We start from the raw sequence: 23,777 nt of genomic DNA, 5'->3' as shown, positions 1-23,777 counted from the left end.
ATCGGGCCAATCGGAGAGTGAACAGTGCCAGACGAAGCGATTCCGAACCAGGAAGTCCTGATTGTGACGGGGATGTCCGGAGCCGGGCGATCAACGGTCGCCAACGCCCTCGAGGATCTCGACTGGTACGTGGTCGACAACCTTCCCCCGCAGATGCTGCGCCCCCTCGTCGACCTTGCCGGCCGTGCGGAGGGCGCGCTCCCACGGATCGCCGCTGTCGTCGACGTCCGCGGGCGTGATTTCTTCACCGACCTGCAGCAGATGATCCAGTCGCTCCGCGACGGAACGAAACTCAGAGTGATCTTCCTCGACGCGACGGATTCAGCACTCGTGCGGCGCTTTGACGCCGTTCGCAGGCCGCATCCGCTCCAGGGCGGCGGTACGATCCTCGACGGCATCGCGACCGAACGGGCACGGCTCGCCACGATCCGCGAGTCGAGCGACATTGTGATCGACACGTCCGATCTCAATGTGCACCAGCTCGCGAACAGCGTTGCCGAGCTCTTCGCCGCCGAGGGGACCCCAGGCGTGAAGCTCACGATCATGAGTTTCGGCTTCAAATACGGCGCACCGTTCGATGCGGACATGATCGCTGACGCGCGGTTCCTGCCCAACCCGTTTTGGGTTCCCGAGTTGCGGGCGCATACTGGACTCGACCCTGAGGTTCGCGAGTACGTTCTCGGCCAGCCGGGCGCATCGGAGTTCACCGACGCGTATGCACAGGCCCTCGCGCCTGTTCTGAACGGCTACCAGCACGAGAGCAAACGATTTGCGACCTTCGCCATCGGCTGCACCGGCGGCAAACATCGCTCGGTCGCGATCGCGAACGCACTCGCTGACAAGTTGAAGGAACTCCCAGGAGTCGCCGTCAACGTCAAGCACCGCGACCTCGGCAAAGAATAAGCCACAGCGTCGCCGGCCACGGCCAGACGCACACACGACGAACACTGATGAGAAAAGGATCCCGCTTGGCACTGACTGCTGAGGTCAAAGAAGAATTGGCCAACATCGTTGAAGAGAAGACAACGGTACGCGCCGCTGAGTTGACATCCACCCTGCGCTTCAGCGGTGGGCTTCACCTGATCTCCAGCCGCATCGCCATTGAGAGCGAGCTCGATACTCCGCACCTCGCCAGGCGGGTGCGCAAGGCTCTTGCCGAGCTCTACGGCGTACGGAGCGAAGTGGTCTCGGTGAGCCCATCGACATCACGGCGTGGAGAGTATTACCTCGTGCGGGTCGTTGACGGCGGCGAGACACTGGCCAGGCAGACCGGCCTCCTCGACGCACGACGCCGCCCCATTCGTGGCCTTCCCAACCGGCTTACGACAGGATCACGAGCCGAACTGGCTGCCGTCTGGCGGGGCGCTTTCCTCGCCGCAGGATCGCTGACTGACCCGGGCCGCTCCGCCGCACTCGAAATCACCTGCCCCGGCAACGAGAGCGCGATGGCTCTCGTCGGTGCCGCCGGCCGCCTCGGCGTCCAGGCGAAAGCGCGCGAGGTCCGCGGTGTTCATCGCGTCGTCATTCGCGACGGTGAGGCGATCAGCGCAATGCTCGTACTCATGGGCGCTCACGGCACCGTCAAGGCGTGGGAAGAGCTCCGCCAGCGGCGCGAGGTTAGGGCAACCGCCAACCGCCTCGTCAACTTCGACGACGCCAACCTTCGCCGCTCAGCCCAGGCGGCTGTCGCGGCGTGCGCGAGGGTCGAACGCGCGATGGAAATCCTTGCCGACGACATCCCGGAGCACCTCAGGTACGCGGGAGAGCTGCGCCTCAGCCACCGTGAGGCAAGCCTCGACGAACTCGGACATTACGCCGACCCGCCGATGACCAAGGATGCGATCGCCGGACGGATCAGACGCCTTCTCGCCATGGCAGACAAACGCGCAACCGACCTGGGGCTCCCAGGCACCGACGCCAACCTGCCGCCTGACTACGACGAGGTGTAACCGCAAGCCCGTAGCGCCGGGAACCGACCTGACTAGACTGAAAGAGGTCGCCAGGACGATGTCCAGGCGCGTTCGCGACACACAAGTTGGCGACACACAAAGAGGAGAAAAATAAATGGCTGAATACACCCTCCCGGAACTCCCATACGACTACTCGGCCCTCGAGCCGAGCATCTCGGGCGCCATCATGGAGCTCCACCACTCGAAGCACCACCAGACCTACGTCACCGGCGCAAACACCGCCATCGCGCAGCTTGCAGAAGCGCGCGACTCCGACAACCTTGCCTACGTCAACAAGCTCGAAAAGGACCTCGCCTTCAACCTCGGCGGGCACGTCAACCACTCGATTTTCTGGACGAACATGTCCCCGAACGGTGGAGACAAGCCCACCGGCGAACTCGCCGCGGCGATCGACGAGTTCTTCGGGTCGTTTGACAAGTTCCGTGCCCACTTCACGGCCACGGCGCTCGGTGTACAGGGCTCCGGCTGGTCTGTTCTCGCGTGGGACTCCATCGGTCAGCGACTCATCATCCAGCAGTTCTTCGACCAGCAGTCGAACTTCGCCGCTGGCACTGTTCCGCTCCTGATGCTCGACGTCTGGGAGCACGCCTACTACCTCGACTACAAGAACGTACGCGCCGACTACGTGAAGGCATTCTGGAACATCACCAACTGGGAGAACGTCCAGAGCCGTTTCGTCGCCGCCCGCGAGCAGACCAAGGGCCTGCTGCTACTCTCATAGTCCTGACTTTTCGCCTGCCGCGGCTCACGCCCAGCATCGGGTCAGTTCACTTTCGTTCCATCAGCACAACCGAAGACGCGCTCCGGCGCTCTAGAAACAGGAGACATTCGTGTCCGTAAAGATCGGTATCAACGGGTTCGGCCGCATCGGCCGCAACTACTTCCGCGCAGCACTTGCCAAGGGCAGCGACCTTGAGATCGTTGCCGTCAACGACCTCACCGACAACAAGACGCTCGCCCACCTGCTGAAGTACGACTCCATCACGGGTCGCCTCGACGCAACGGTCGAGTTTGACGAAGAGAAGATCGTCGTCAACGGCAAGGCCATCAAGGTCTTCTCGGAGCGCGACCCGGCGAACCTCCCGTGGGGCGAACTCGGAGTCGACATCGTCATCGAGTCGACCGGGTTCTTCACGAACGCTGCCGACGCTAAGAAGCACATCGACGCTGGTGCCAAGAAGGTTCTCATCTCCGCTCCGGCCAAGGGTGAAGACGCAACGTTCGTCATGGGTGTCAACGAGGGCCTCTACGAGCCCGAGAACCACCACATCATCTCGAACGCATCGTGCACCACGAACTGCCTCGCGCCGCTCGCCAAGGTGTTCAACGACGAGTTCGGCATCGAGCGCGGTCTCATGACCACGGTCCACGCGTACACCGCTGACCAGAACCTCCAGGACGGCCCGCACAGCGACCTCCGTCGCGCACGCGCAGCAGCGGTCAACATCGTCCCGACCTCGACCGGTGCGGCAAAGGCCATCGGCCTCGTTCTGCCCGAGCTCAAGGGCAAGCTCGACGGCTTCGCACTTCGCGTGCCGGTGCCGACCGGCTCGATCACCGACCTCACTATCGAGTCGTCGCGCCCGGTCACGGTCGATGAGGTGAAGGCAGCCTACAAGGCAGCCGCAGAAGGTCCCCTCAAGGGCATCCTGCTGTACACCGAGGACGAGATCGTCTCGAGCGACATCGTCACCGACCCGCACTCCTGCATCTTCGACGCGGGACTCGTTCGCGTCATGGGCAACCAGGTCAAGATCGTCGGCTGGTACGACAACGAGTGGGGTTACTCCAACCGCCTCGTCGACCTCACCGAGTACGTCGCCGATCGTCTCTAGGACACAGGGCTAGCCGTGCCGCTTCGCACCCTCGAATCGCTGGGCTCGCTCGCAGGCAAGCGCGTCGTCGTTCGGTGTGACCTCAACGTTCCTCTCAAGGACGGGGTCATCACCGACGACGGGCGCGTGCGTGCGTCTGTTCCCACGCTGAAAACGCTCATCGACCAGGGAGCACGCGTCGTCGTTGTGTCTCACCTGGGCCGTCCAGACGGCGCCCCTGAGGCTAAATACAGCCTCGCCCCCGTTGCCAAGCGGCTGTCGGAACTCCTCGGAACCGACGTCGCCTTCGCGACCGACACCGTCGGGCAGTCAGCGACGGATGCCGTCAGCAAGCTTTCCGACGGACAGGTTGTAGTTCTCGAGAACCTCAGGTTCAACCCGGGGGAGACCAGCAAGGTCGAAGCCGAACGAACCGAGTTCGCCGAGAAGATCGCTCAGTTCGGGGACGCGTTCGTCTCAGACGGATTCGGCGTTGTGCACCGCAAGCAGGCGAGTGTGTACGAGCTGGCGAAGCTGCTCCCGAGCGCTGCAGGCGAGCTCATCAGCGCGGAACTCACAGTTCTGGACCGGTTGACTGAGTCACCCGAGCGTCCATACACGGTGGTGCTCGGCGGTTCGAAGGTGTCAGACAAGCTCGGCGTCATCGGGCATCTGCTTCCCCGCGTGAACACGCTCCTCATCGGTGGGGGAATGCTCTTTACGTTCCTCGCCGCACAGGGACACAAGGTGGGCGCGAGCCTCCTTGAAGCCGACCAGATCGACACGGTGAAGAACTACCTGACCGAGGCAGAGAAACTCGGTGTGGAGATCATTCTTCCCACCGACGTCGTCGTTGCCAGCAAGTTCGGCGCCGATGCAGAACACGTGATCCAGCCAGCGGACGCCATCGAAGACACGGCTTTCGGTGCGACAGGCCTCGGCCTGGACATCGGACCGGAGACCGCAGAGCGCTTCGCCGGCGTCATCCGCTCGTCCAAAACTGTGTTCTGGAACGGTCCGATGGGGGTCTTCGAACTCGCGCCATTCGCCGCTGGCACGAAGACCGTCGCGCAGGCACTCACCGAAACCGACGGCCTGAGCGTCGTTGGTGGCGGGGACTCAGCCGCCGCGGTTCGCGCGCTCGGCTTCGAGGACTCGCAGTTCGGACACATATCAACCGGAGGCGGTGCAAGCCTCGAGTTCCTCGAAGGCAAACGCCTTCCAGGACTGGAGGTATTGGGATGGCAGTAAACCGCGTTCCGCTCATTGCGGGCAACTGGAAAATGAACCTGGATCACCTGCAGGCAATCGCGTTTGTACAGAAGCTGGCGTGGAGCCTCGCTGATGCCAAGCACGACCCGGCGAGTGTCGAGGTTGCGGTGTTCCCGCCGTTCACCGACCTGCGCAGCGTCCAGACCCTCGTCTCGGCCGACAAACTGCCCATCGCTTTCGGTGGCCAGGATGTGTCCGAGCACGATTCCGGAGCGTACACGGGCGAAATCTCCGGTGCGTTCCTTAAAGCCCTTGAGTGCAGCTACGTCCTCATCGGGCATTCCGAGCGTCGGACGCTGCACGCTGAGAGCGACGAACAGGTCGCCGCGAAGGTTGCTGCAGCGATCAAGCACAACGTGGTTCCGATCATTTGCGTCGGCGAGACGGCTGACGACCTCGAGAAGCACGGTCCGAGTGCTGTTCCCGTTGCTCAGCTGAAGGCGGCGCTCTCCGGGCTTTCGGCGACGGCTGACATCGTCGTTGCCTATGAGCCCGTCTGGGCCATCGGCTCAGGCAAGGCCGCCACTCCCGAACAGGCCGAGCAGGTTGCCGCTGCGCTGCGCGCTGCACTTCGCGAGACTCTGGGCGACGACGTCGCGGCGAAGACGCGCATTCTGTACGGCGGGAGCGTGAAGGCGGCAAACATCGCCGGCTTCATGCGTGAACCGAACGTCGACGGTGCCCTCGTCGGTGGCGCGAGCCTCGATCTCAACGAGTTCTCGAGCATCGTGCGCTACCAGAAGCACGTGGGCGTTTAGCGCGTCAGGCCTCAGGCTATAATTGGGGGCGGTCCATGGAACATGGGCCGCCCATGTGAAAGGTCCTTTGTGGAGATACTTCAGGTCGTACTGCAGGTGGTGCTCGGTGTTACGAGCCTCCTGCTCACTTTCCTCATCCTCTTGCATAAGGGTCGCGGTGGTGGATTGTCCGACATGTTCGGTGGCGGTATGGGCTCGAACCTCGGATCCTCCGGGGTTGCCGAGCGAAATCTCAACCGGTTCACCGTCGTACTCGGTCTTGTTTGGTTTAGTTCAATAGTTGCGCTTGGTCTCATCACCAAGTTCTCGACTGGTGCGTAGGAGGACATATGGCTGCCGGAGGTAGCGCAATCAGGGGATCACGCGTTGGCGCTGGCCCCATGGGCGAACAGGATCACGGATTCCACGCGGACCGTGTTGCTGTTTCGTACTGGGATGCACTGGGAAACGAGACTGTGCGGTACTTTTCCGCCAGCCTGCCCGACGAAGAGATCCCGGAAACGATCGACAGCCCGTCGTCCGGTCTTCCCGCGGGCCGCGACCAGGCGAACCCGCCCGAGGTCGCCAAGCTTGAGCCGTACAAGACTCACCTCGCGTACGTGAAGGAACGCCGCACGGAGGAAGAAGCCGAGGCTCTTCTCGACGAGGCGCTTCAGGCTCTGCGTGCGCGCCGCGGTACGGCATCCGCTTAGGCTCCAACGTAACGTTACACACAAGAAAGCCCCTGTCCGAGGACAGGGGCTTTTCTTATGGCGCTGGTCTAGTAGGTCGGCGCGATGAGGTTCTCGGGGACCTCGGATGCCGCGGCCTGGTCAACGAAGAACATGGTGCGCTTGCGGCCCTTGATGCCGGCGATGGGGACCTCGGTGTAGGACGCTCCGGCAAGCGCAAGCCCGAGAACCGCAGCTTTGTCAGCGCCGGAGATCTCGACCCAGATCCGCTGTGACGAATTGATCGCGTGCCGGGTGAGGCTCAGCCTCTCCGCTGGCGGCTTGGGGGAGTTCCGCACAGCAACAACTGTCGCTTCGCGCTCGAGCACTTCCTGGCGGTCGGGAAACAGGGACGCCGTGTGGCCGTCGGGCCCGACGCCAAGAAAGGTGATGTCGAAACGGGGGAGAGTGGCGTCACCGTTCGAGTACTCGGCAAGAGTTCCGGCGTATGCCACTGCCGCCTCGTCGAGGGTCATTCCCGAATCGGACGCCGGGTAGCTGTGCACATTTTCGGCGGGGATGTCGATGTGATCGAGCAGGGCGCGCCTGGCCTTGCCGTCGTTTCGTTCGGCGTCATCGGCCGGGACCCACCGCTCGTCGCCCCACCAGAAGTGGACGCGCGACCAGTCGACGCTGTCCCGCGCTGGCGATGAGTTGATGCTCTCGAGAACCTTCATCGCGACGCGTCCACCCTCGAGGACGATGTTCACGAACTCGAGCTCATCGAGGAGGTCAACGGTCTTGGTGAGGAATCGTGCCGCTATCGATGCGGCGAGTGCATCGCTGTCTGCTGAGACAAGCACTCGTCGTTCATTCGTCATTCAGTTCGTACCTTCCGATGCCAGGGCTTCACTCTCAAGCTGAGAGAGACCCTTGGTGATCACTTCACCGTACAACGAATCCGGATCCAGTCTGCGCAGTTCCTCTGCGAGGCAGTCCCGCATGCTGCGCCGGGGCAGCGTGAGATCATGAACCGGCTGGTTCGGCTGGGTGAGTTTCGCGACGTTGTCGAGCGGCCGCTCCAGCACGATGTCACCGCTCGCCCTTGTCATCCGCACACCGTGGATACCGGTGTCGCCGGACCCTCGCGGGGTGAGCTCCTGGAGGACGGGAACCTGCAACTGCATCCCGAGCCAGGCCGCGAGCAGGACTGTGGACGGCGAGTCGGCGGCGCCGGACACCGTCACGGCCGTGACGGGTTCGTACGGCGGCTGGTCGAGCACCGCAGCGAGCTGGGCGCGCCAGAGGGTCAGGCGGGTCCAGGCGAAGTCCGTGTCGCCCGGCGTGTGCGTCCTGGCCAGTTCGACCAGAGCCGCGTGCGGATCTTCGTGCTCGGAGGCATCCGTGATCCTGCGCTGTGCGATCCGCCCGATCGCAGTGTGCGCGACGTCGGCGGGGGCTTCGATGGGCCACCAGGCGACGACAGGGGTGTCGGGGAGGAGCAGCCCGTTGATGAGGCTGTCTTCGTTGCCCGCAGCGTCGCCATAGGCGCGGAGGATGATCACTTCGCTCGCGCCGGCGTCACCGCCGACACGGATTTCGGCGTCGATGCGCGCTGGCTTCGCGCCGCCCTCGTTGTCTGCCGGGATCCGGGAGAGCACGAGCACCCGCATCGGGTGCTCCCGCGACGCGTCGTTTGCGGCCTCGATGGCCTCTTCTTCCTCGCCAAGCTGCGAGACGATCACGAGGGTGAGCACACGTCCGAGCGAGACGACGCCGCCGTCCTCACGCAACTGGACGAGCTTCTTTGACACCTTGCTGGTTGTGGTGTCGGGCAGATCGACGATCATGGGCGTCTCCAAACTCGGCCGTCTCTGGCAAGTAACTCATCGGCGGAAGCCGGGCCCCACGACCCCGGCTGGTATTGCTCGAGCGGACCGCCCTGGCTTGCCCAGTACTCCTCGATCGGGTCGAGGATCTTCCAGGAGAGTTCGACTTCCTGGTGCCGGGGGAACAGGGGAGGGTCGCCCAGGAGGACGTCGAGGATAAGACGTTCGTAGGCCTCAGGGCTCGCTTCGGTGAAGGCGTGGCCGTAGCCGAAGTCCATCGTCACGTCCCGGACCTGCGTGCCCGCCCCAGGAACCTTCGACCCGAACCGGATGGTCACTCCTTCGTCGGGCTGGACCCGGATGACCAGGGCGTTCTGGCCGAGTTCAGAGGTCTGGCTCTCGGCAAACAGGAACTGCGGTGCCCGCTTGAATACGACAGCGATCTCCGTCACTCGACGGCCGAGTCGCTTGCCGGTGCGAAGGTAGAACGGAACGCCGTCCCACCGCCTCGTATTGATATCGAGGCGCATGGCCGCGTAGGTCTCCGTCGTCGACTCGGGGTTCATCCCTTCCTCTTCGAGGAAACCGCTGACCACCTCACCGCCCTGCCAGCCGCCGGCGTACTGCCCGCGGGCGGTCGCCTTGCTGAGGTCGTCAGGCAAGCTCACCGCGGCGAGCACCTTTTCTTTCTCAGCACGGAGGTCAGCAGCATCGAACGACAGCGGCTCCTCCATCGCGGTGAGCGCGAGGAGCTGCAGGATGTGATTCTGGATGACGTCGCGGGCAGCGCCGATTCCGTCGTAGTAACCCGCGCGGCCGCCAACGCCGATGTCCTCGGCCATGCTGATCTGCACATGGTCGACGTAATTCGAGTTCCAGATCGGTTCGAACATCTGGTTCGCGAACCGAAGGGCAAGAATGTTCTGGACCGTTTCCTTACCGAGGTAGTGGTCAATCCTGAACACCGAGTCGGGTGGGAACACCGACTCCACGACAGCGTTGAGCTCACGAGCGGTCTCGAGGTTCGAGCCGAAGGGCTTCTCGATGACCACACGGCGCCACTCGCCGGCTTTCGCCTCCGCCATCCCCGAACGCCTCAACTGCTCGGTCACCTCGGGGAACGCCTTCGGTGGAATCGAGAGATAGAACGCGTGGTTGCCCATGGTCCCTCGCTCGACGTCGAGGAGCGCGATGGTCTCCTTGAGCTTCTCGAACGCGGCGTCGTCCCCGAACTCGCCAGGAACGAACCGGATGCCCTGGGCGAGCTGCTGCCAGACTTCCTCCCGGTACTCCGTACGTGCGTGGGCCTTCACGGCCTCGTGCACCACCTGCATGAAGTCCTGGTCTGCCCAGTCTCGCCTCGCGAAGCCGACGAGAGCGAACCCGGGAGGAAGAAGACCGCGATTCGCCAGGTCGTAGACGGCCGGCATCAACTTCTTGCGTGACAGGTCGCCCGTCACACCAAAAATGATCAGCCCGCTGGGTCCTGCGATGCGGTTCAGGCGTCGATCCGAGTCCAACCGCAGAGGGTTGAACGTCGGGGTGATATCCACGGGGGACATACAGCTCCTAGATGCGGCCGTACTGGCCGGTAAATCCGGTTCGGGGGAACCTAGTTGACAGCTTCGAACAGCGAGACGATGTTCGATTCCGGGTCGGTGAAGTTGAGCACGAGCACAGGGCGACCGTGATCGGCCAGAACCGTCGCGTCACCCTGAGCCTGGGCCTGAATGAGCTGGCCGAAGGTGAATGGACGGTCGGGGATGGCGAGGTCGACAGGCGCATTCTCCGTGATCTGGAGGAACACACCGACAGCCGGGCCGCCCTTGTGGAACTGGCCCGTCGAGTGCAGGAACCGAGGTCCCCAGCCGAAGGTGACCGGTCGGCCCGCGCGGGCCGCGAGCAGCTGACGCACGCCGGCAAGCTGGGGGAGTGCGAGCCTGTCGACGTACGCCTGGACTGCGAGGTAACCATCGGCGCCGAGTGTCGCAAGCAGCGCATCGAGTGCGCCGCGCACGGTCGAGACGCCGGCGAGCAGGTTTGCGTCGCCGCGCACCTCGATGCCGTTCTCCACGAACAGCGGGGGTGCCTGCTCGGGACGGGCATCGAGAAGGCCGCGCGTGGCGATCTTCGCCGACTCGACGTCGGGCTGGTCGAACGGGTTGATCCCAAGGATTCGGCCGGCGACCGCTGTGGCGAACTCCCACACGAGAATCTGAGCGCCGAGCGTGCCGCTCACCAGGATTTCACCCTCGTGACGATCCTTGGCAAACAGGTGCGGGGCATCCGCGTCATCAACGAGTCGAACGACCTGAACATCGGCCGGGGTATCTGTGACCTCGGGCGCGAGAGTGTCGACCACAACAGGAAGGATGCCGGTGCCCTGCTTTCCCGTCGACTCAGCGATGAGCTGTTCAGCCCAGTCTGGGAGGCCGACGATGTGGGTTCCGTCGGAGACGATGGCGAGCTTGTCTTTCAACGGCGAGGTCCCCGCCATTGCAGCCGCGAGGATGAGCCCGGGGTTGCGCGCGTCGTCCACCGCGAGCTCAACGGCGATGGCGTCGGCTTCGTCGAGCAGCTCTCCGACGTTGACACCGGCGAGTCCTGACGGAACAAGCCCGAACGCGGTGAGCGCGGAATACCGGCCGCCGACGTTGGGGTCGGCGTTGAACACCCGGTAACCGGCTTCGCGCGCCGACGCGTCGAGCGGGGAGCCCGGGTCGGTCACGACGATGATGCGGCCACGGGGGTCGATGCCAGCCTCGGTGAACGCTGCCTCGTAGGCGCGGCGCTGACTGTCGGTTTCGACCGTCGATCCTGACTTGGACGACACTACGATGGCGGTGCTGGCGAGGCGGTCGTTCAGTGCCGCGAGCACCTGCCCCGGCGCCGTCGAGTCGAGCACGGTCAGGTCGCCACCGAGTGTCTGCGTGATCACTTCTGGCGCGAGCGAGGAACCGCCCATGCCCGCGAGCACAATGTGGTCGACGCCCTGAGCGTTAAGTTCATCGCGCAGCGCCTCGATCTCGGCAACCAGCGGTCGTGACACGCTGGTCGCCTCGGTCCAGCCGAGCCGTTTCGACGACTCTTCCTCTGCGTCTGGTCCCCACAGCGCAGGGTCCTGCGCTGTGATGCTTGACGCGACCAGGTCGGAGACCAGCGTCGGGACGACGGCGGCGACGGCGTCAGCCGCCGCGCCGCTCACCGCGATCTTGAAGCTCATTTTGCGGCCTCGAGCGCTGCAGTGACCGTGTCGAGGAGTTCGTTCCAGGACACGATGAACTTCTCAACGCCCTCCTTCTCAAGGAGGAGCGTCACGTCGTCGTAGGAGATGCCCTGAGCCGCGATGGCGTCGAGCACCTCGTTTGCAGCGGCGTAGGAACCCGTGATGCTGTCGCCCTCGATGACACCGTGGTCGAACGTGGCCTCGAGCGTCTTCTCCGGCATCGTGTTGACTACCTGGGGCGCGACGAGCTGCGTGACGTACAGGGTGTCCGGCAGGCTCGGGTCCTTCACACCGGTCGACGCCCAGAGCGGACGCTGCATGTTCGCACCGGCATCCAGGAGCATCTCCGCGCGTTCGGTCGCGAACGACTGAACAAAGACTTCGTACGCGAGCTGTGCGTTTGCGACTCCGGCCTTGCTCTTGAGCGCGAGGGCCTCATCGGTTCCGATGGCGCTGAGGCGCTTGTCGATTTCGGTGTCGACGCGCGACACGAAGAAGGATGCCACCGAGTGGATGGTCGACAGGTCGATTCCCGCTGCCTTGGCCTTCTCGAGGCCGGTGAGGTAGGCGTTGATGACAGCACGGTAGCGGTCGAGGCTGAAGATCAGTGTCACGTTGACGCTGATCCCGGCCGCGATCGTCTCGGTGATCGCCTCGAGTCCCTCGACGGTCGCGGGGATCTTGATCATCGCGTTCGGCCTGTCCACCTTGGCCCAGAGTGCTTTCGCCTCCTCGATGGTGCCCTGTGCATCGTGGGCGAGGCCGGGCTCGACCTCGATCGACACTCGGCCGTCGAAGCCCTGCGTGGCGTCGTAGACGGGCCGGAAGATGTCAGCGGCGCGCGCGACATCGTCGGTGGTGATCTCGAAGACAGCCGCCGTCACGTCCTTGCCCTGTGCGGCGAGTTCCTTGACCTGCGCTGCATACACCTCACCGTTGCTGAGCGCACCGGCGAAGATTGTCGGGTTCGTGGTTACTCCGACGACGTTCTTGGTGTCGATGAGTTCCTGCAGGTTGCCGGTTTCGATGCGTCCACGGGAGAGGTCGTCGAGCCAGATGCTGACGCCGGCCTCGGAAAGCTGAGCTGTTGGTGTTGAGTTCGTCATGTTGTTCTCCTTCTGAGCCGGCGGTTACTTGCCGAGTGTCTCTTTAGCGGCAACAACGACGGCATCCGTGGTTATGCCGAACTTGTTGAAAAGTGTCTTGTAGTCGGCCGATGCACCGAAGTGCTCGATCGAGACCGAACGACCCCTGTCGCCGACGATGCCGGCCCAGGTGAGGGCGAGCCCTGCTTCGACGGAGACACGAGCGGTGACAGCCTTCGGGAGAACCGACTCGCGATACGCCTCGTCCTGCTCCTCGAACCACTCGAGGCACGGCACGGAGACAACGCGGGCGTTGACTCCGTCAGCCTTGAGCGCCTCGCGGGCGTCGACGGCGAGCTGAACTTCCGAGCCCGTCGCGATCAGGATGACATCCGGTGTTCCGTTGGGTGCTTCGGCGAGAACGTATGCGCCCTTGGCGACATTCGCGGCCGATGCGAAGGTGTCTCCGCTTGCCTCGCCATCGCCACGCTCGAACACCGGGATGTTCTGGCGTGTGAGGGCGATGCCGGCCGGCCCGCCACGGCGCTTGAGGATTTCGAGCCATGCGTAGCTGACCTCGTTGGCGTCACCGGGGCGAACGACCGCCAGGTTCGGAATTGCGCGGAGTGTTGCGAGCTGCTCGATCGGCTGGTGCGTCGGCCCGTCTTCGCCGAGCGCCACGGAGTCGTGGGTCCACACGAAGATCGACGGCACATTCATGAGTGCGGCAAGCCGAACCGCCGGGCGCATGTAGTCGCTGAAGATCAGGAAGGTTCCGCCGTAGGCGCGAGTGGGACCGTGAAGAACGATGCCGTTGAGGATCGCAGCCATCGCGTGTTCGCGGATTCCGAAGTGCAGGACCCGCCCGTACTTATTGCCGGTCCACTCGTGGGTGGAGTGCTCGCTCGGAACGAATGATTCCGCACTCTCGATCGTGGTGTTGTTGGACTCAGCAAGGTCGGCGGAGCCACCCCAGAGTTCGGGGACAACAGGACCAAGCGCGTTGAGAACCTTGCCGGATGCCGCGCGGGTGGAGACATCCTTTCCTGGCTCGAAGACCGGAAGCGCCGATTCGACACCCTCGGGGAGATCGCCGGCGAAAAGCCGGTCGAGCAGAGCGCTCTTGTCCGGGTTGGCGGCCTTCCACGCGTCAAAGCCCGCCTGCCACTCGGCACGCTGCTCCGCTCCGCGGTCGATCGCCTTACGGGTGTGCTCGATGACCTCGTCTGCGACGACGAAGCTCTCAGCAGGGTCGAAGCCGAGTACTTCCTTGACGGCCGCGAGCTCGTCGGCGCCGAGTGCCGATCCGTGGATCTTTCCCGTGTTCTGCTTCTTCGGGCTTGGCCAGCCGATGATCGTCTTGAGGATGATGAGCGACGGCTTGTCGGTCTCGGCCTTTGCGGCCTCGATCGCGTCGTTGAGGGCCTGGATGTCCTCGACGTACTCGCCGGTCTTCTTCCAGTCAACGGTCTGCACGTGCCAGTGGTACGCCTCGTATCGCGCGGCAACGTCCTCGGTGAAGGCGATGTTCGTGTCGTCCTCGATGGAGATCTGGTTGCTGTCGTAGATCGCGATGAGGTTGCCGAGCTCCTGGTGGCCGGCGAGGGATGAGGCCTCGCTCGTGACACCCTCCTGCAGGTCGCCATCACCGGCGATGACATAAACGAAGTGGTCGAACGGGCTCTTGCCCGCTTCGGTGTCCGGGTCGAACAATCCACGCTCAAAGCGGGCGGCGTATGCAAAGCCGACGGCTGACGCGAGGCCCTGTCCGAGTGGCCCTGTCGTGATCTCGACACCGTCTGTGTGTCCGTACTCGGGGTGGCCCGGCGTGAGTGAACCCCACGTGCGCAGCGCCTTGAGGTCCTCGAGTTCGAGGCCGTATCCGCCCAGGTACAGCTGGACGTACTGGGTCAGTGAGCTGTGACCGACCGAGAGCACAAAACGGTCGCGGCCGAGCCAGTGCTGGTCCTTGGGATCGCGGCGCATGACTTTCTGGAACAGGAGGTATGCGGCCGGCGCGAGGCTCATTGCCGTTCCCGGATGCCCGTTTCCAACCTTCTCCACCGCATCTGCTGCGAGCAGTCTGGCGGTGTCAACCGCCTTATCGTCAATGGAGTTCCACTGCAAAGCTGCCACTATATTGGACCCTTCTCGTTTCGAATCAGGGGCCATCTCTGACCCACCGATGAAGCGTGTTCCCACGCCTTTTGGCTTCATTGGCGCCGATGGACAGATTTCACCCGAGGTGTAACGATCGGGGTTTTCTGAGCCAGCGAACGGTTTGGCGAGCACCTTCATTATAGGTAGTGCGCCCGGCCACCGGCCGGTTCCTTACGCCCGGTGAGCAATGACCTAGAATTGGGTGGTAATCCACCGGTTAGAGGAGCAATGAACATTGCAGTAGAAGACCGCGTCGCGCAGCACAGCGTGACGCGCGCTGACAAGGTGCGGGGCTACATCTCCCTCACCAAGCCGCGGGTGATGGAGCTCCTGCTCGTCACGACGGTGCCTGTGATGATCCTCGCTGAGGGCGGCATCCCGAACCTGTGGCTCGTTCTCGCAACGGTGATCGGCGGTGCCATGAGTGCCGGAGCCGCTGGAGCGTTCAACTGCTACATCGACCGTGACATCGACAAGGTGATGAAGCGGACCAAGAACAGGCCACTCGTCACCGGCGTCCTCTCGCCACGCGAGGCGCTCGTCTTCTCCTGGTCGCTCGCCATCCTGTCCACCGTCTGGCTCTACTTCACAACGAATCCGCTGACGGCCGCACTCTCGGTCGGCGCGATCTTCTTCTACGTTGTGATCTACACACTGTGGCTCAAGCGCTGGACAAGCCAGAACATCATCTGGGGCGGGATCGCCGGATGCTTCCCGGTCTTGATCGGGTGGGCCGCCGTTGCCAACTCCCTCAGCTGGGCACCGTTCATCCTGTTCGCCGTCGTCTTCCTCTGGACGCCGCCACACTACTGGCCGCTCTCGATGAAGTACCGCGACGACTACAAGTCCGCGGGAGTGCCGATGCTCGCCGTCGTCCGCGGCCGCGCGCAGGTCGGCCTCCAGGTGATTCTCTACGCCTGGGCAACCGTCGCGTGCTCGCTCCTTCTCGTCCCCGTCGCATCGATGGGTGTGCTCTACACAGTCGTCGCCGCAGTCTCAGGCGGCTGGTTCATCTTCGAGACGCACCGCCTCTACAACCTGGCCATCCGGCACGAGCACGTGTCACCGATGCGCGTGTTCCACGGTTCGATCAGCTACCTGACCCTGCTGTTCCTCGCGGTCGGCATCGATCCGCTGCTTCCGTTCTAGGTAATCGCTGCTGCCTGCGGGTCGGGCGCGCCACTCATTTCGTGTGACAGTTGCCGCTCCATGCAGGGTCTTCTGTCGAGTGACAGTTCCTGCTGGTGTTGGGCCGCGGCACCCACCCCAAGTGTCACCTGAGTCCGCGGCGCGGGGCTGCGGCTCATTCAAGTGACGCTTGTTGTGGGTGCGCGACCGCGGCACCCGCGATAAGTGTCACTTGAGTGCACTGCGCGAGGCGCCGGCTCATTCAAGTGACGGTTGCCGCTTCATGCGAGGTCTGCTGTTCAAGTGACAGTTCCTGCGGGTGTTGGGCCGCGGCACCCACCCCAAGTGTCACCTGAGTCCGCGGCGCGGGGCGCCGGACTCATTCGAGTGACAGTTGCTGCGGGTGCGCGATCGCGGCACACGCGATAAGTGTCACCTTCAGGGCAGGCGACGGATGCCACCGGGGGAGCGCAGGTCCGACGCCTGTGCCGCGGCCGCACCGGTCAGACCCGGGTGGATCGAGACGCGGGCCGCGGCGCAGTGGAAGTCCACATCGAGTCGCACCCGTTTCAAGTGACAGTTGCTGCGAGTGCTCGACCGCGGCACCCGCCACAAGTGTCACCTTCAAGGCAGGTGACGGATGCCGCGTGGCGCGGGGTTCATTCGAGTGACGGTTGCTGCGGGTGCTCGGCCACGGCACACACCACAAGTGTCACCTGGGTCCGCGGCGCGGGGCGCCGGCTCATTCGAGTGACAGTTCCTGCGGGTGTTCGGCCGCGGTACACACCACAAGTGTCACTTGAGTTCACTGCGCGAGGCGCGGGGCTCGTTCGAGTGACAGTTGATGCGGGTGTTCCGCCGCGGTACACGCCACAAGTGTCACCTGAGTCTGCGCACGGGCCGTCCGGCTCATTCGAGTGACAGTTGCTGCGGGTCGCGGGCTGGGCGCGGGTCGCGGGCCCAGAACGCGAGCGCGGGCTGAGACCGTGATCCGGGCCGAAACGAATGCAGGCCACGACGCGGGTGGGGCCCGCCGCGGCTCCAGGGCGTGAACGACCACAGGCCACGACTCGCGGGTCAGGCCGGGGCCGGTCCCAGCCGAGGCTAGGACGCGCGCACGGCCTCCACCGGTTCCGCGCCCACGCGCACCGGGGCGGACGACTTGAGGCTGAGGACGGTCACCGTCATCGCCGCCGCGAGCACGCAGGCGAGCACCATGTGGATGCCGACGAGAATCTCGGGCAGCCCCATCCGTGCCTGAGCCAACCCCACAGCGATCTGGACGAGCTCGACGGCGAGCAACAGCGTGAGGTTGCGCCGCACCTTCTCCAGCCCGAGCGAGACCGCGGCAACGAGAAGCACGATCGTCAGCCCGAATGTCACGTAGGCGGGCCACGCGTGCAGGTGCTGGAGCAACGCCGAGTCGAGTCCATTGCGGGCAGCACCCGAATCACCCGCGTGCGGGCCTGAGCCCGTTGTGATGATGCCGATGATCACCGTGACAGCGACGAAGAACGTCGTGACGTGCGTGGTGATCGCGAACCAGCGGGGGACCGCGAGAGTCCGCTCCCCGTTTCCGTTGTACACGCGGTAGACGAGGACCGTAGCGAGTACCACGAGGACGACGCTCAGGACGAAGTGCAGCCCGACGACGTAGGGGTTGAGGCCACTGAGGACCGTGATGCCGCCGACGACGGCCTGGAACAGGACGCTGCACGCGGGAATGACGGTGAGGATGAAGAGGTCGCGGCGCTGGCGGCGGTACTTGAGAACGAAGAAGAGTGCGGTGAGCGCAATCAGCTGGAGCACGAAGAACAGGGTCCGGTTGCCGAACTCGATGACGCCGTGAATCCCCATCTCCGGAGTGCTAACGAACGACTCAGCGGTGCACCGCGGCCAGGTCGGGCAGCCGAGGCCTGAACCGGTCAGCCGCACGGCGCCGCCCGTGCCGACCAGGGCCGTCTGCGCCGCGAGGTTGAGCCAGGCGATCACGCGCACGCGGCGGTCGACCCCCGTCGGGAGCCAGTCCCAGAATCGACGTGCTGCCTGTGAGATCGGGTTCACTGTCAAAGTTCCTCTTGCTTGCTGTTTCTCTGGGACGGACCGGCTCGAAAGGCTCTCGCGTCACCAGTCCCAATAGTTGGCTGGGTATTTGTGTTGTTGCTGTGACTGCCAGCACGTTTACTGCAATTTACCCCGCCTCCCTGTAGAATTATGGGGTTCAGGTAATACGTCTCGGCAATTAGCCGATCGTGACGTGAGGCAGCGCAGCTTGGTCCTTGAACAATTGTAGGTATGCATTTCAGCAACCCGCACACTCTCGACAACACGGCGACCGAATATCGCCGCAGGTGCGGCGTGCGTGGGAATGAGTGATGCAGAGAGACTGTTACGCAAGCTGTAAGGAAAGAGGTTGACATGTCAGATGTACTGATAGACCGCCCAGAGCTCGAAAGCCTCGGGCAATACGAATTCGGTTGGTCTGACTCCGACGCTGCGGGCGCTTCAGCTCGCCGTGGAATCTCTCCGGAAGTTGTTGCGGACATCTCCGCCCTCAAGGCTGAGCCCGCATGGATGCTCGAACGCCGCCAGAAGGCACTCGCACTTTTCGAGCGCAAGCCGATGCCGATGTGGGGTGCTGACCTCTCAGAGATCGACTTCGACAACATCAAATACTTTGTCCGTTCGACGGAGAAGCAGGCGCAGACCTGGGACGACCTCCCCGACGACATCAAGAACACCTACGAGAAGCTCGGGATCCCTGAAGCCGAGCGCCAGAGGCTGGTCTCCGGTGTCGCCGCTCAATACGAGTCCGAGGTTGTCTACCACCAGATCAACGAGGACCTCGAGCGCCAGGGTGTCATCTTCATGGACACGGACACCGCGCTCAAGGAGCACCCCGAGTTCTTCGAGGAGTACTTCGGCACCGTCATCCCCTCGGGAGACAACAAGTTCGCGGCCCTCAACACAGCTGTGTGGTCGGGTGGCTCGTTCGTCTACGTGCCGCCGGGCGTGCACGTCGAGATCCCGCTCCAGGCGTACTTCCGGATCAACACCGAGAACATGGGCCAGTTCGAGCGGACGCTCATCATCGCCGACGAGGGCAGCTACGTTCACTACATCGAGGGCTGCACGGCCCCGATCTACAAGTCGGACTCGCTGCACTCCGCTGTCGTCGAGATCATCGTGAAGAAGAACGCACGCGTTCGTTACACGACGATCCAGAACTGGTCGAACAACGTGTACAACCTCGTGACGAAGCGCGCAACGGCCGCAGAGGGCGCGACCATGGAGTGGATCGATGGAAACATCGGCTCCAAGGTCACCATGAAGTACCCGTCGATCTACCTGATGGGGGAGCACGCCAAGGGCGAGACCCTCTCCGTTGCATTCGCCGGCCCCGGCCAGCACCAGGATGCCGGCGCAAAGATGATCCACATGGCCCCGTACACGCAGTCATCGATCGTCTCCAAGTCGATCGCTCGTGGCGGAGGACGCGCCGGATACCGCGGTGAGGTTCGTGTTGACGCCAACGCGCACCACTCGGCAAACACGGTGCGCTGCGACGCGCTGCTCGTCGACACGATCTCACGAAGCGACACCTACCCGGCCATCGACATCCGTGTTGACGATGTCCAGCTCGGCCACGAGGCGACAGTCTCGAAGGTCAGCGAAGAACAGCTCTTCTACCTGATGAGCCGTGGCATGCCGGAAGACGAGGCCATGGCGATGATCGTCCGCGGCTTCATCGAGCCGATCGCCCGCGAACTCCCGATGGAATACGCTCTCGAACTCAACAAGCTCATTGAAATGGGCATGGAAGGATCAGTCGGCTAAATGACGATCTCTGCGCCAGAAACAATGTCGACAAATCTCGAGAACACCGGGGCACTCGGTTACAAGAAGCACACCGACGGCGGATGGGGAGTTGTCCCGATCCAGACCCGGTCTGAGCGGTTCACCTCCACGCTCGTCACCGACTTCCCCGCCGTCACCGGTCGTGAGGCCGCGTGGAAGCTCACTCCGGTTGACCGCATCGCCGACCTCATCGATGGCCCGCTCGACGGAAGCGCCTATGACCTCACGACCACCGCCGTCCCCGGCATCGCTGTGGACTGGGTGGAGCGCACCGACACCCGCATCGGAACGGCAGGAACGCCGGAGGACCGGGCATCAGCCAACGCGTGGACCCAGGTCGAGAAGGTTCTCGCGATCACCGTGACCGGTGAGGAAGCCAAGACCCTCCGCCTGTCCCGCGACAACCTCGGTTCCGCGCCGCGTGCCGGGCACATCGTCATCGAGGCGAAGCCGCTCAGCCGCGGGCTGATCATCCTGCAGAACACCGGAGACGCCCGACTGACCGAGAACGTCGAGATCATCGTCGGCGATGCTGCGAACCTCACCGTTGTGACCGTCCAGCAGTGGAACGACGACGCAGTGCACCTGGCTTCGCACTTCACCACCGTCGGGCGTGACGCGAAGATCAAGCACGTCGTTGTCACCCTCGGTGGCAGCATCGTGAGGATCAACCCGTCGACCCACCTGGTCTCAACGGGTGCCGACGTTGACGCACTCGGGCTGTATTTCGCCGACGCCGGCCAGCACTTCGAGCAGCAGGTGTACGTCGACCACGACGCGCCGCAGACCCGCAGCCGTGTCAACTACAAGGGCGCGCTTCAGGGCACAGGGGCACGCACGGTCTGGATCGGCGATGTGCTGATCCGTCAGAGCGCTGCCGGCACCGACAGCTACGAGCAGAACCGCAACCTCGTCCTCACCGACGGCACGCGCGCTGACTCCATCCCGAACCTCGAGATCGAGACCGGCGACATCGCTGGTGCCGGGCACGCAAGCGCCACCGGCCGTTTCGATGACGAGCAGCTCTTCTACCTGCAGGCCCGCGGCATTCGCGAAGAAGAGGCGAGGCGACTCGTCGTTCGCGGCTTCCTCACCGACATCGTTCAGCAGATCGGCGACGCCGACCTGCAGGACCAGCTTCAGGATGCCATCGAGCAGGAGCTCACCCGCACCCGGTTGTCGACAGAGGGCAGCTGAACGTGGCGCGAACCCAGGTATGTGCCCTTGCCGATCTGACGTTGAACGAGGCGAAGCGGGTCGTCGTTGACGGCACCCCGATCGCGCTCGTTCTCGATTCGGCCGGTGACGTCCACGCCATCGGAGACACCTGCACACACGGGGACATCTCGCTGAGCGAAGGATTCGTCGAGGGTGAAACCCTCGAGTGCTGGGCGCACGGCTCCCAGTTCTCCCTGCTCACGGGCAAGCCACTGACGCTGCCCGCGTACGAGCCAGTCCCGGTTTTCTCCGTCGAGCTTGCCGACGGCAACATTTTTATTGACCCGACCGTAACGAAAGAGATTTAGCAATGGCTGTACTTGAAATCCGCGACCTGCACGTCAGCGTCGAGACCGACCAGGGCACCAAGCCGATCCTGCGTGGCGTCGACCTCACCATCAACAAGGGTGAGACCCACGCCATCATGGGGCCAAACGGCTCGGGCAAGTCGACACTCGCGTACACGATCGCCGGTCACCCGAAGTACACGGTCGATTCAGGCTCGATCACGCTCGACGGCCAGGACGTCCTCGCCATGAGCGTTGACGAGCGCGCACGCGCTGGCCTCTTCCTGGCGATGCAGTACCCGGTCGAGATCCCCGGCGTCACCGTCACGAACTTCCTGCGCACCGCGAAGACCGCGATCGACGGAGAAGCCCCGCCCATCCGTTCCTGGATCAAGGACGTCAGGAGCTCCATGAAGGACCTCCGCATGGACGCGACCTTCGCCGAGCGCAACGTCAACGAGGGCTTCTCGGGTGGAGAGAAGAAGCGCCACGAGATCCTCCAGCTCGAACTGCTCAAGCCGACATTCGCGGTTCTCGACGAGACCGACTCAGGTCTCGACGTCGACGCACTCAAGATCGTGTCAGAGGGTGTCAACCGTGCGAAGGAGAACACCAACCTCGGTGTGCTGCTCATCACCCACTACACCCGCATCCTCCGTTACATCCGCCCCGACTTCGTGCACGTCTTCGTAAACGGACGCATCGCAGAGCAGGGTGGGCCCGAGCTTGCAGACCGCCTCGAGAACGAAGGGTACGACCGCTTCCTCATTGACGGGGCCTCGGTTTAGAGTCAGGTCATGGTATCAACGCTCAGTCCACAGAAATTCGACCAGGTCGAAGAGGCGCTCAAAGACGTCATGGACCCGGAACTCGGGATCAATGTCGTCGACCTGGGGCTCATCTACGACCTCGGTTGGGACGATGAGAACGATGCGCTCGTCATCCACATGACGCTCACGAGCGCCGGTTGCCCGCTGACCGACGTGCTCGAGGAGCAGACTGCCCAGGCGCTTGACGGCGTCGTCGAGGCGTTCCGGATCAACTGGGTCTGGATGCCGCCGTGGGGGCCCGACAAGATCACCGATGACGGTCGCGACATGATGCGTGCGCTCGGATTCAGCATCTGACCCTTCGCACCGCACTCACTGATGCCCTCTTCTTCGGAAGGGGGCATTTGTGCGTGGGGGAGCCGGACTGTCGTAGTGTCGGGGCATGGAACGAGTTCAGGCAGACCCACTGGACGTCCTGCGGACCCGGACGAGCGAGAAGTGGACGGAGTATCCCAGCGACGTTCTCCCGATGTTCGTTGCGGAGATGGACTACCCGCTCGCCGCCCCGATCAAACGCGCGTTGCACAGCGCCATCGATCGCGGAGACACGGGCTATGTGTCGTCATCCAATCCCGTCTTCGGCCCGTTCCGGCATTTTGCACGGCGCCGCTGGTCGTGGGACATCGAGGATGCTGCGCTGCTGTCGACAGCGGACGTCTCGATGGGTATCGTCGAGGTGCTCCGCGCTGTCTGCCAGCCCGGCGACCGGGTGCTGGTCAACGACCCGGTCTACGCACCGTTCTACGACCTCGTCACCGAAGCGGGAGCATCCGTCGTACGCGTGCCGCTCTCCGCGATCGAGAAGTCACACAGCGCTGCCCACGGATCAGCGCACCGACTCGATCTCGACGCCATCGAGGCTGCGTTCGCAGACGGAGTTCGCGCCTTCTTACTCTGCAACCCGCACAACCCGCTCGGGCTCGTGCACGAGCGAGCGGACCTGGAGGCGGTTGCCCGGCTCGCGGCCCGATACTCGGTGACCGTGGTCAGCGACGAGATCCACGCACCCCTGACCCAGCCGACCGCGACATTCACGCCGTACCTCAGCGTGTCGCCCGAGGCGCGCGCAACCGGGTTTGCCGTCCACTCCGCCAGCAAGGCGTGGAATCTCGCGGGACTCAAGTGCGCCATCGTCGTCGCGCACGCCACCGCGACCGCCGCCGTGCTCCAGGCGCTTCCGATCGAGGTCTCCTGGCGAACCGGCCAGTTCGGCGTGCTCGCGAGCGTTGCCGCGTATACCGACGGGGAGCCGTGGCTTGACGGTGTACTCGAATCCCTCTCGGCAAACTTCGACCTGCTCGACACCCTGCTCGACGAGCACCTTCCCGAGGTCACCTGGAGCAGACCGCGAGCCAGTTACCTCGCCTGGCTCGACTTCCGCAGCCTCGGCTGGGGTGACGACCCCGCGGAGAGGATTCTGACCCAGGCCAGGGTGGCGCTCAGCTCCGGCGTCGACTTCGGCGCCGCCGGTCGGGGTCACGCTCGAATGAATCTCGCCTGCTCGCCTGAGGTACTGACGGATGCCATTGTCAGGATCGCGAGGATCGCGCGCCCCTGAGGAGCTGGGCTCCGCCGACAGCCAAGCGGCTGCTCTCGTTCTTCGCCAGCGGCGCTCTGGTGAGTTACACAGGCTCGACACCGTAGACTTGAGGGCTGACCCCCACTTTTCGCGCTTCTTTGGCGCGCCAGCTT

Annotated in this window: 23 protein-coding genes; 15 read left to right on the top strand and 8 right to left on the bottom strand. The window is 63.9% G+C overall.

Translation table 11 applies throughout. From position 1 onward, the window contains the following. The first annotated feature begins 24 nt into the window (after window positions 1-24). The 8 genes from rapZ to AC1X6S_RS01740 all read left to right on the top strand — a co-directional run bounded on the left by rapZ (window position 25) and on the right by AC1X6S_RS01740 (window position 6,506). Entirely contained in the window at window positions 25-903 is an 879-nt protein-coding gene (rapZ, locus tag AC1X6S_RS01775; protein ID WP_483404115.1) for an RNase adapter RapZ, read from the top strand. Between the two features lie 65 nt (window positions 904-968). Then, entirely contained in the window at window positions 969-1,949 is a 981-nt protein-coding gene (gene whiA, locus AC1X6S_RS01770) for a DNA-binding protein WhiA (protein WP_108390983.1), read from the top strand. 115 nt (window positions 1,950-2,064) lie between these two features. Continuing rightward, window positions 2,065-2,691 (top strand): superoxide dismutase, encoded by a 627-nt coding sequence (locus AC1X6S_RS01765; RefSeq protein ID WP_108390982.1) that lies wholly within the window; start codon window positions 2,065-2,067, stop codon window positions 2,689-2,691. A 109-nt stretch (window positions 2,692-2,800) separates the two neighbouring features. Next, window positions 2,801-3,805, top strand: a complete 1,005-nt coding sequence (gene gap / locus AC1X6S_RS01760) for a type I glyceraldehyde-3-phosphate dehydrogenase (RefSeq protein ID WP_108390981.1) — start codon at window positions 2,801-2,803, stop codon at window positions 3,803-3,805. 15 nt (window positions 3,806-3,820) lie between these two features. Then, on the top strand, window positions 3,821-5,035 hold the full coding sequence (locus AC1X6S_RS01755; protein WP_483404114.1) for a phosphoglycerate kinase: 1,215 nt from the start codon (window positions 3,821-3,823) through the stop codon (window positions 5,033-5,035). Next, window positions 5,026-5,814: a triose-phosphate isomerase gene (gene tpiA / locus AC1X6S_RS01750; protein WP_483404113.1), complete on the top strand. Its 789-nt coding sequence runs from the start codon at window positions 5,026-5,028 to the stop codon at window positions 5,812-5,814. Before AC1X6S_RS01755 ends, tpiA begins: the two co-directional genes overlap by 10 nt. A gap of 69 nt (window positions 5,815-5,883) precedes the next feature. Further along, window positions 5,884-6,135: a preprotein translocase subunit SecG gene (secG, locus tag AC1X6S_RS01745; protein ID WP_483404112.1), complete on the top strand. Its 252-nt coding sequence runs from the start codon at window positions 5,884-5,886 to the stop codon at window positions 6,133-6,135. A gap of 8 nt (window positions 6,136-6,143) precedes the next feature. After that, window positions 6,144-6,506: an RNA polymerase-binding protein RbpA gene (locus AC1X6S_RS01740; RefSeq protein ID WP_121658565.1), complete on the top strand. Its 363-nt coding sequence runs from the start codon at window positions 6,144-6,146 to the stop codon at window positions 6,504-6,506. Window positions 6,507-6,574: 68 nt separating this feature from the next. Here AC1X6S_RS01740 and pgl read toward each other — a convergent pair whose 3' ends face one another. Genes pgl through tkt form a run of 6 tightly spaced genes read right to left on the bottom strand, consistent with a single transcriptional unit; the run spans window position 6,575 to window position 14,740 of the window. Then, complete coding sequence (gene pgl / locus AC1X6S_RS01735; protein ID WP_483404111.1) at window positions 6,575-7,345, bottom strand: 6-phosphogluconolactonase; 771 nt, start codon at window positions 7,343-7,345, stop codon at window positions 6,575-6,577. Next, entirely contained in the window at window positions 7,346-8,314 is a 969-nt protein-coding gene (locus AC1X6S_RS01730) for a glucose-6-phosphate dehydrogenase assembly protein OpcA (protein ID WP_483404110.1), read from the bottom strand. It abuts the gene before it with no gap. Beyond that, the gene (zwf, locus tag AC1X6S_RS01725; RefSeq protein ID WP_483404109.1) at window positions 8,311-9,855 is read right to left on the bottom strand and encodes a glucose-6-phosphate dehydrogenase; all 1,545 of its coding nucleotides are present in this window, start codon (window positions 9,853-9,855) and stop codon (window positions 8,311-8,313) included. The genes AC1X6S_RS01730 and zwf overlap by 4 nt, the downstream gene beginning before the upstream one ends. A gap of 50 nt (window positions 9,856-9,905) precedes the next feature. Next, window positions 9,906-11,516 (bottom strand): glucose-6-phosphate isomerase, encoded by a 1,611-nt coding sequence (locus AC1X6S_RS01720; RefSeq protein ID WP_483404108.1) that lies wholly within the window; start codon window positions 11,514-11,516, stop codon window positions 9,906-9,908. Then, window positions 11,513-12,625, bottom strand: coding sequence for a transaldolase (tal, locus tag AC1X6S_RS01715; RefSeq protein ID WP_483404107.1), 1,113 nt, complete (start codon window positions 12,623-12,625; stop codon window positions 11,513-11,515). The genes AC1X6S_RS01720 and tal overlap by 4 nt, the downstream gene beginning before the upstream one ends. Before the next feature lie 24 nt (window positions 12,626-12,649). After that, window positions 12,650-14,740 (bottom strand): transketolase, encoded by a 2,091-nt coding sequence (gene tkt, locus AC1X6S_RS01710; RefSeq protein WP_483404106.1) that lies wholly within the window; start codon window positions 14,738-14,740, stop codon window positions 12,650-12,652. Window positions 14,741-14,992: 252 nt separating this feature from the next. Between tkt and AC1X6S_RS01705 the strand changes: the two genes are divergently transcribed. Beyond that, a complete protein-coding gene (locus AC1X6S_RS01705) occupies window positions 14,993-15,913 on the top strand; it encodes a heme o synthase (RefSeq protein WP_483404105.1) in 921 nt (306 codons plus the stop codon). A 417-nt stretch (window positions 15,914-16,330) separates the two neighbouring features. On the opposite strand, the gene AC1X6S_RS01700 is transcribed toward AC1X6S_RS01705, so the two are convergent. Then, window positions 16,331-16,465: a hypothetical protein gene (locus AC1X6S_RS01700; RefSeq protein ID WP_483404104.1), complete on the bottom strand. Its 135-nt coding sequence runs from the start codon at window positions 16,463-16,465 to the stop codon at window positions 16,331-16,333. Between the two features lie 531 nt (window positions 16,466-16,996). Continuing rightward, the gene (locus tag AC1X6S_RS01695; RefSeq protein WP_483404103.1) at window positions 16,997-17,956 is read right to left on the bottom strand and encodes a COX15/CtaA family protein; all 960 of its coding nucleotides are present in this window, start codon (window positions 17,954-17,956) and stop codon (window positions 16,997-16,999) included. Between the two features lie 354 nt (window positions 17,957-18,310). On the opposite strand from AC1X6S_RS01695, the gene sufB reads away from it, so the two are divergent. The 6 genes from sufB (at window position 18,311) to AC1X6S_RS01665 (ending at window position 23,643) form a co-directional block, all read left to right on the top strand. Next, complete coding sequence (gene sufB / locus AC1X6S_RS01690) at window positions 18,311-19,729, top strand: Fe-S cluster assembly protein SufB (RefSeq protein WP_483404102.1); 1,419 nt, start codon at window positions 18,311-18,313, stop codon at window positions 19,727-19,729. Then, window positions 19,730-20,947, top strand: a complete 1,218-nt coding sequence (sufD, locus tag AC1X6S_RS01685) for a Fe-S cluster assembly protein SufD (RefSeq protein ID WP_483404101.1) — start codon at window positions 19,730-19,732, stop codon at window positions 20,945-20,947. Window positions 20,948-20,949: 2 nt separating this feature from the next. Further along, window positions 20,950-21,276, top strand: a complete 327-nt coding sequence (locus tag AC1X6S_RS01680; RefSeq protein ID WP_483404100.1) for a non-heme iron oxygenase ferredoxin subunit — start codon at window positions 20,950-20,952, stop codon at window positions 21,274-21,276. A 2-nt stretch (window positions 21,277-21,278) separates the two neighbouring features. Further along, window positions 21,279-22,043, top strand: a complete 765-nt coding sequence (gene sufC / locus AC1X6S_RS01675) for a Fe-S cluster assembly ATPase SufC (RefSeq protein WP_483404099.1) — start codon at window positions 21,279-21,281, stop codon at window positions 22,041-22,043. A gap of 9 nt (window positions 22,044-22,052) precedes the next feature. Then, the gene (locus AC1X6S_RS01670) at window positions 22,053-22,382 is read left to right on the top strand and encodes a metal-sulfur cluster assembly factor (protein WP_483404098.1); all 330 of its coding nucleotides are present in this window, start codon (window positions 22,053-22,055) and stop codon (window positions 22,380-22,382) included. A gap of 85 nt (window positions 22,383-22,467) precedes the next feature. Beyond that, the gene (locus tag AC1X6S_RS01665) at window positions 22,468-23,643 is read left to right on the top strand and encodes a MalY/PatB family protein (RefSeq protein ID WP_483404097.1); all 1,176 of its coding nucleotides are present in this window, start codon (window positions 22,468-22,470) and stop codon (window positions 23,641-23,643) included. The last annotated feature ends 134 nt before the right edge of the window (window positions 23,644-23,777 follow it).

The sequence above is a fragment of the Mycetocola sp. Y442 genome (assembly GCF_056898615.1).
Note: the sequence above shows the minus strand (reverse complement) of the source record. Positions and strands in the feature narration are given on the sequence as shown.